Source organism: Streptomyces ureilyticus (assembly GCF_011045025.1).
Classification (GTDB): Bacteria; Actinomycetota; Actinomycetes; order Streptomycetales; family Streptomycetaceae; genus Streptomyces; species Streptomyces ureilyticus.
The window spans coordinates 23,396-31,089 of sequence record NZ_JAAKZX010000113.1 but is presented as its reverse complement, the minus strand read 5'-3'; the positions used below and the strand labels follow the sequence as shown (position 1 = coordinate 31,089).

8 protein-coding genes are annotated in these 7,694 nt (G+C 68.2%); 1 reads left to right on the top strand and 7 read right to left on the bottom strand.

The window, feature by feature from the left end; translation table 11 throughout:
* Positions 1–244: 244 nt before the first annotated feature.
* On the top strand, positions 245–1,030 hold the full coding sequence (gene pgl, locus G6048_RS29280) for a 6-phosphogluconolactonase (protein ID WP_165342604.1): 786 nt from the start codon (positions 245–247) through the stop codon (positions 1,028–1,030).
* Between the two features lie 219 nt (positions 1,031–1,249).
* Here pgl and G6048_RS29275 read toward each other — a convergent pair whose 3' ends face one another.
* The 7 genes from G6048_RS29275 to gap form a co-directional block, all read right to left on the bottom strand.
* Entirely contained in the window at positions 1,250–1,528 is a 279-nt protein-coding gene (locus G6048_RS29275; RefSeq protein WP_328827290.1) for a DUF2087 domain-containing protein, read from the bottom strand.
* A 314-nt stretch (positions 1,529–1,842) separates the two neighbouring features.
* Positions 1,843–3,495, bottom strand: coding sequence for a glucose-6-phosphate isomerase (pgi, locus tag G6048_RS29270; RefSeq protein ID WP_165342603.1), 1,653 nt, complete (start codon positions 3,493–3,495; stop codon positions 1,843–1,845).
* Positions 3,496–3,632: 137 nt separating this feature from the next.
* On the bottom strand, positions 3,633–3,968 hold the full coding sequence (locus tag G6048_RS29265; protein WP_165342602.1) for an RNA polymerase-binding protein RbpA: 336 nt from the start codon (positions 3,966–3,968) through the stop codon (positions 3,633–3,635).
* A gap of 215 nt (positions 3,969–4,183) precedes the next feature.
* Positions 4,184–4,414 carry a preprotein translocase subunit SecG gene (gene secG, locus G6048_RS29260; RefSeq protein WP_165342601.1) on the bottom strand — a complete coding sequence of 77 codons (231 nt, stop codon included), beginning with the start codon at positions 4,412–4,414 and terminating at the stop codon, positions 4,184–4,186.
* Between the two features lie 134 nt (positions 4,415–4,548).
* The gene (tpiA, locus tag G6048_RS29255) at positions 4,549–5,325 is read right to left on the bottom strand and encodes a triose-phosphate isomerase (protein ID WP_165342600.1); all 777 of its coding nucleotides are present in this window, start codon (positions 5,323–5,325) and stop codon (positions 4,549–4,551) included.
* A complete protein-coding gene (locus G6048_RS29250) occupies positions 5,322–6,542 on the bottom strand; it encodes a phosphoglycerate kinase (RefSeq protein ID WP_165342599.1) in 1,221 nt (406 codons plus the stop codon). The genes tpiA and G6048_RS29250 overlap by 4 nt, the downstream gene beginning before the upstream one ends.
* 125 nt (positions 6,543–6,667) lie before the next feature.
* A complete protein-coding gene (gap, locus tag G6048_RS29245) occupies positions 6,668–7,678 on the bottom strand; it encodes a type I glyceraldehyde-3-phosphate dehydrogenase (RefSeq protein WP_165342598.1) in 1,011 nt (336 codons plus the stop codon).
* Between the last annotated feature and the right edge of the window lie 16 nt (positions 7,679–7,694).

The following is a 7,694-nucleotide window of genomic DNA, read 5'->3' as shown; positions in this document are numbered from 1 at the left end:
TTCCTGAGCCTCCGCGGCAACGGCTTGAGGGCAGTGGCAACGCAACGCGCCACTGCCCTCAGTCATCTGGGGCAGCGGAGTCTACGAGTTCGGCGGATTCTGCGGATTCTGCGGCGAGGGCTTCCGAGGCTGGGATCTCCGCTACGGAGGCACCGACCGAGGCGTCCGCCCAGGAGCCGGCGAAGGAGGCCGACAAGGCGGCTCCGGCCACGCCTGCCGACCTGGCCAAGAGGGTGGCGTCCAAGTGAGTACGGCGCCGCAGCTCGTCGTCCACCACGACAAGGAACTGATGGCCCAGGCCGCCGCGGCCCGGCTCATCACGAAAATCGTGGACGCGCAGGCCTCCCGGGGCTATGCCTCGGTGGTGCTCACGGGCGGGCGCAACGGCAACGGCCTCCTCGCGGCGCTGAGTTCGGCCCCCGCGCGGGATGCCATCGACTGGGGCCGCCTGGACCTGTGGTGGGGTGACGAGCGGTTCCTGCCCGAGGGCGACCCGGAGCGCAATGTCACCCAGGCCCGCGAGGCGCTCCTCGACTCGGTACCGCTGGATCCGCACCGCGTGCACGCCATGCCCGCGTCGGACGGCCCGTACGGCAAGGACGCCGACGCGGCGGCAGGGGCGTACGCCGCCGAGCTGGCCAAGGCCTCGGGCCCCGAGAACCATGGCACCGTCCCCACCTTCGACGTCCTCATGCTGGGCGTCGGCCCGGACACCCACGTCGCGTCACTCTTCCCGGAGCTGCCCGCCGTACGGGAAACCGAGCGCATGGTGGTCGGCGTACACGGCGCGCCCAAGCCCCCGCCGACCCGCATCTCCCTGACCCTGCCCGCGATCCGGGCGGCTCGCGAGGTATGGCTCCTGGCCGCGGGCGAGGACAAGGCAAAGGCCGCGGCCATAGCCCTCTCGGGCGCGGGCGAGATCCAGGCCCCGGCGGCAGGCGCGTACGGCCGCTCCCGCACACTGTGGCTCCTGGACGCGCCAGCAGCCTCCCAGCTGCCTCGGTCGCTGTACCCACCCGCGTCGCCCTGAGCACCTGTGCCGCGTACGTCGTCGGCCCCGCCGGAAGATATCCGGCGGGCCGACGACTGGGCTGTGATAGCACGCGGCCACGACAGCGCCCCGTAAGGGTCGCGGGGCTGTGACATATGCGGCTCCGCCGCGGGGCGCGATCAGCCCAGGACTACCCGCAGCCCGCACTCAACCGCACCTTCTCGGCGCTACCCGCAGCCCCCGCACCCAGCGGGGCGCTCAGGCAGCAGCCACGCGGTAAACGCTGCCGTCCCGCTCACGCACGAGCAACCCGTTCTCCACGCAATAGCGCCGCAGCGCCGACGTATCGTCGTGCACGGTGCGGAACGCCGCGTTGACCTCGGCCTCGGAGTAGCCGCGCTCGCTCTCGAAGAGCGTGCCCGTCAGATGGGCAAGCAGCTCACGCCGTACGGCCGGCCGCACCGGAATCGCGGTAAGCCGCCCCTGCGCGAAGAACCCCACGAGCCGACGCGGAACCCCGGGATGCGCCTCCTCCACGGACCGGGCGCGCCGGAACACGGCGGGATCGGCCCGCAAGGAGCCGTCAGCCATCCGCTCGACAAGCCCCGCGGCGATCAGCCGCCCCAGGTGCTTGCGCACCACGGCGGAGTCCTGCTCGCCCGGCGGCAGTTGGTCCAGCACGATGCGGGCATACAGCCGCTGGCGTTCGGGATCCGCGAGTGCGGCAAGCAGCTGGTCCATGACGTCCTCCCGGCAGGTGACAGCGCCGGAGCAGTGTCACCCGCCGGGCGGCGGCCGCGCATCCGATTAACGGAACCGCGGCCCAAGGCCCCGGCCCGAGCCACCCTGGCTCAACGCCCGCGCATCTCCCGGTACTTGGCGACCAACGCCTTCGTCGACTCGTCAAGCCCCGGCACATCCGCCCCCTCGGTCAGCGCCGGCTCGACGCGCTTGGCGAGCACCTTGCCGAGCTCGACACCCCACTGGTCGAAGGAGTCGATGTTCCAGACGGCGCCCTGCACGAACACCTTGTGCTCGTAGAGCGCGATCAACTGACCGAGCACCGAAGGTGTGAGCTCGCGCGCGAGGATCGTGGTCGTCGGATGGTTGCCCTGGAAGGTCTTGTGCGTCACCAGCTCCTCGGGCACCCCCTCCGCACGCACCTCGTCCGGCGTCTTCCCGAAGGCCAGCGCCTGCGTCTGCGCGAAGAAGTTGGCCATCAGCAGGTCGTGCTGACCGACGAGCCCCGGCAGCAGATCCGCGACCGGCTCGGCGAAGGCGATGAAGTCGGCCGGGATCAACTTCGTGCCCTGGTGGATGAGTTGGTAGTACGCGTGCTGCCCGTTGGTCCCCGGCGTGCCCCACACGACGGGCCCGGTCTGCCACTCCACGGGTTCGCCGTCCCGCCCCACGGACTTGCCGTTGGACTCCATGTCCAGCTGCTGCAGGTACGCCGTGAACTTGGACAGGTAGTGCGAGTACGGCAGCACCGCGTGCGACTGCGCGTCATGGAAGTTGCCGTACCAGATGCCCAACAGGCCGAGCAGCAGCGGCACGTTGGACTCGGCGGGCGCGGTACGGAAGTGCTCGTCGACCAGCCGGAAACCGTCCAGCATCTCGCGGAACCGGTCAGGTCCGATCGCGATCATCAGCGAAAGCCCGATCGCCGAGTCGTACGAGTACCGGCCGCCGACCCAGTCCCAGAACTCGAACATGTTGGCCGTGTCGATGCCGAAGTCCGCCACCTTCTCGGCGTTCGTCGACAAAGCCACAAAGTGCTTGGCGACGGCGTCCTGGTCCGCCTTCAGGCCGGTCAGCAGCCAGTTGCGCGCCGAGGTGGCGTTGGTGATCGTCTCGATGGTGGTGAAGGTCTTCGAGGCGATGATGAACAGCGTCTCGGCCGGGTCCAGGTCCCGTACCGCCTCGTGCAGATCGGCCCCGTCCACGTTCGACACGAAGCGGACGGTCAGCTCCCGGTCGGTGAAGGACCGCAGCACTTCGTACGCCATCGCCGGACCCAGATCCGAGCCGCCGATGCCGATGTTGACCACATTGCGGATGCGCTTGCCGGTATGCCCGGTCCACGCGCCCGAGCGGACGCGGCCGGCGAAGTCGGCCATCTTGTCGAGCACCGCGTGCACACCAGGCACGACGTTCTCGCCGTCGACCTCGATGACCGCGTCGCGCGTCGCGCGCAGCGCGGTGTGCAGCACGGCGCGGTCCTCGGTCGTGTTGATCTTCTCGCCGCGGAACATGGCATCCCGCAGCCCGAACACATCGGCCGCGGCGGCCAGTTCACGCAGCAGCCGCAGTGTCTCGTCGGTGACCAGATGCTTGGAGTAGTCGACGTGCAGATCGCCGACCTGGAGTGTGTATCCGGAGCCGCGCCCCGGGTCCGCGGCGAACAGCTCACGCAGCCGCACCTCGCTGAGTTCCTCGCGGTGCTTGGCCAGAGCGGTCCACTCGGGCTTCTGGTTGAGCCGGGTACGGCTGTCTGCGTTCATCTCGGACTTCAGCCCTCTTTCGTACTGTCTGCTGCGTACGTTGCCCCGCTGCCGGTCCCAACTTAACGGAGCAGGGCTTTATGCCACGCAACAGCTCCGGCCGCGTACCCATGGGTGCCCGGCCGGTTTCTCAAGTCCTAGATTTCGCCTCGCAGTTTGGCGAGCGCCTCGGCAAGGATCGCCTCGCCGTCCGCGTCGCTGCGCCGCTCCCGTACGTACGCCAGGTGCGTTTTGTACGGTTCGGTGCGCGGCGGGTCCGGCGGGTTGTCCCGGTCCTGTCCAGCCGGAAAGCCGCAGCGCGGGCAGTCCCAAGTTTCGGGAACCTGCGCGTCGCTGGCGAAGCTCGGCTGCGTCTCGTGCCCGTTGGAGCACCAGAAGGAGACACTCAGCCGCGGCGCGGACTCGCCGCGCTCGGCCTCGCCCATCGGCCCCGCCCCGACCCGGCTTCCTCGGATCGCGTTGCCACTTGCCACGGTTGTAACTCCCTGCGTAATGGTGCTGCGAAGCGAGTCGGCGTGATGCTTCGCTGCGAGCGCCTCAGTGTACGTAAGGGCCAACGCGCGTCCAGTGACTGGAGTTACACCCCCACCCAAAGACGCAAGCCCCATGATAGGCCGCGCTCGCGAGCGCGTACCGAACATGGGGCTTTATGCGAAAGATGCGCTGTCGTACCGACGTCAGCCGCTGGTCAGTTGGTGACCTTCATCAGGATGCCGAGCACGACAATGCACGCGGCCCACAACAGACCGACCACGACGGTGATGCGGTCGAGGTTGCGCTCGGCGACCGAGGAGCCGCCGACGGACGACTGCATGCCGCCACCGAACATGTCGGAGAGGCCGCCGCCCTTTCCCTTGTGCATCAGCACCAGCAGCATCAGCAACAGGCTGAAGACGATCAGGGCGATCGAGAACCCCATAACCACGGCTGGACCAACTTCCTCGGACTTGTACGGACGACGGGGGCCGGAGCTTCATAAGCGAAGCCGCCCGGCCCCCGCAAGGGTACGACGTATCGCCGCCAGCGCCTACTTACTGGTCACCGGACCGGCACTTACTGGTCGCGGAACCGGACGATCTTGACGAACTCGTCGGCGTCCAGCGAGGCACCGCCGATCAGGGCGCCGTCGATGTCGGGCTTCGCCATGATCTCGGCGACGTTCCCGGACTTCACGGAGCCGCCGTACTGGATGCGGACCTGGTCGGCCAGCTCCTGCGAATACAGCTCCGCGAGCTTGCCACGGATCGCCGCGCAGACCTCCTGGGCGTCGTCGGCGCCGCAGACCTTGCCGGTACCGATGGCCCAGACCGGCTCGTACGCGACCACGATGGACTCGACCTGCTCGGCCGGTACGTCCTTGAGGGCGCCCTCGACCTGGGCGAGCGTGTGCGTGACGTGGTTGCCCGCCTCGCGGACGTCCAGTTCCTCACCGACGCACAGGATCGGCGTGAGGCCGTGCTTGAAGGCGGCCTTGACCTTGGCGTTGCAGAGCTCATCGGTCTCGTTGTGGTACTGCCGGCGCTCGGAGTGGCCGACCGTCACGTAGGTGCACTTGAGCTTGGCCAGCATCGGGGCGGAGATCTCACCGGTGTAGGCACCGGAGTCGTGCGCCGAGACGTCCTGAGCGCCGTACTTGATCTTGAGCTTGTCGCCGTCGACCAGGGTCTGCACGGAGCGCAGGTCGGTGAAGGGCGCGAGGACGGCGACCTCGACGGCCTCGTAGTCCTTGTCGGCCAGGGCGAAGGCGAGCTTCTGGACGTGGGCGATGGCCTCGAGGTGGTTGAGGTTCATCTTCCAGTTGCCCGCCATCAGCGGCGTACGAGTGGTCATGCGCGGTCGTCCTCCAGTGCGGCGAGGCCGGGGAGCGTCTTGCCCTCGAGGTATTCGAGGGAGGCACCGCCACCGGTCGAAATGTGGCCAAATGCGGTCTCGTCGAAGCCCAGGATGCGAACCGCCGCGGCTGAGTCACCACCGCCGACGACCGTGAAGGCCGGGGAGTCGAGAAGGGCCTGGGCGACCGACTTGGTGCCCTCGGCGTAGTCGGGATGCTCGAAGACGCCCATGGGACCGTTCCAGAAGACGGTGGCGGCGTCGGCGAGCTTCGAGGCGTACAGCTTGCGGGACTCCGGACCGATGTCCAGGCCCATCTGGTCGGCCGGGATGGCGTCCGCGGCGACGGTGGTGGGATCGGCCGGGGCCTTGGTCTTCAGGTCCGGGAACTCGGACCCGACCAGTGCGTCGACGGGCAGGACCAGCTCGACACCAGACTTCTCGGCGCGCTCGATGTACTCGATGACGACCGGGATCTGGTCCTCCTGGAGGAGAGAGCTGCCGATCTCGTACCCCTTGGCCTTGAGGAAGGTGTACGCCATGCCACCGCCGATCAGCAGCCGGTCGGCCTTGCCCAGAAGCTGGTCGATGACGGCGAGCTTGTCGGAGACCTTGGCGCCGCCGAGCGCGACGACATAGGGGCGCTTGACGTCCTCGGTGAGCTTCTTCAGGACACCGACTTCGGTGGCGATGAGGTAGCCGGCGTAGTGCGGCAGGCGCGCCGGGAGGTCGTACACGGAGGCGTGCTTACGGTGCACCGCGCCGAAACCGTCGCCTACGTAGACATCGGCCAGGGCCGCCAGCTGGTCCGCGAACTCGCCGCGCTCGGCGTCGTCCTTCGACGTCTCACCGGCGTTGAAGCGCAGGTTCTCGATGACCGCGACCTGGCCGGGCTGCAGGCCGTTCACGGCGTCGTGGGCGGCGGGGCCGACGGTGTCCTGGGCGAACGCGACGGGCGCGCCGAGGAGTTCACCGAGCCGCTCGGCGGCGGCCAGCAGCGAGAACGCCGGGTCCGGGGCGCCCTTGGGGCGACCCAGATGCGAGGCGACGACCACCTTGGCGCCCGCTTCCGCAAGGGCCTTGACGGTGGGCAGGACGGCGCGGATGCGACCGTCGTCGGTGATACGGCCGTCGGCCAGCGGCACGTTCAGGTCGGCGCGCACGAAGACCCGCTTGCCGTCCACGCCTTCGGAGAGGAGTTCGTCGATCGTCTTCATAAGGGGACTCCTGGGAGCTCTTTTGTCCTGGAGGGCTGGTCGATCAGTACGTGACACAGGGCCCGGGCAGCGCGGCGGTGCGCTGCCCGGGCCCTGTGCTCACATCAACGTGCTTGCTCTGGGACTTAGAGCTGGCCGCCGACGAAGACCGTGAGGTCCACGAGGCGGTTGGAGTAGCCCCACTCGTTGTCGTACCAGCCGAGGATCTTCACCGACTTGCCCTCCTGGACCATGGTCAGGGAGGCGTCGAAGGTGCAGGAGGCCGGGTCGCCGACGATGTCCGAGGACACGATCTGGTCCTCGGTGTAGAACAGGAAGCCCTTGAGCTCGCCGTCGTCGGCGGCCTTCTTGAACGCGGCGTTGACCTCGTCCTTGGTGACCTCGCGCTGGAGCTCCACGACCAGGTCGGTGGCCGAGCCCGTCGGGACCGGGACGCGCATCGCGATGCCGTCGAGCTTGCCCTTGAGCTGCGGAAGGACCAGCGCGGTGGCCTTGGCGGCACCGGTGGTCGTCGGGATGATGTTCTCGGCGGCGGCACGGGCGCGGCGGAGGTCCGAGTGCGGGAAGTCCAGGATGCGCTGGTCGTTCGTGTACGCGTGCACCGTCGTCATCAGGCCCTTGACGATGCCGAAGTTCTCGTCGAGAACCTTGGCCATCGGGGCCACACAGTTGGTGGTGCAGGAAGCGTTCGAGATGACGTGGTGGTTGGCCGCGTCGTACTTGTCCTGGTTGACACCCATCACGATGGTGATGTCCTCGTTCTTGGCCGGAGCCGAGATGAGGACCTTCTTGGCGCCACCGGCGATGTGCTTCTCGGCGTCGGCCTTCTTCGTGAAGATGCCGGTCGACTCGATGACGATGTCGACGCCCAGCTCGCCCCAGGGGATGTCGGCGGGGTTGCGCTCGGAGAGGACCTTGATCGTCTTGCCGTCGACGGTGATGGTGTCCTCGGTGTGGGACACCTCGGCCTTCAGGCGGCCCAGGATGGTGTCGTACTTCAGCAGGTGAGCGGTGGTCGCGGTGTCACCCAGGTCGTTGACAGCCACGATCTCGATGTCTGCACCCTGCTCCAGCAGCGCGCGGAAGTAGTTACGACCGATGCGGCCAAAGCCGTTGATGCCTACGCGGATCGTCACGAACCGATCTCCTCGT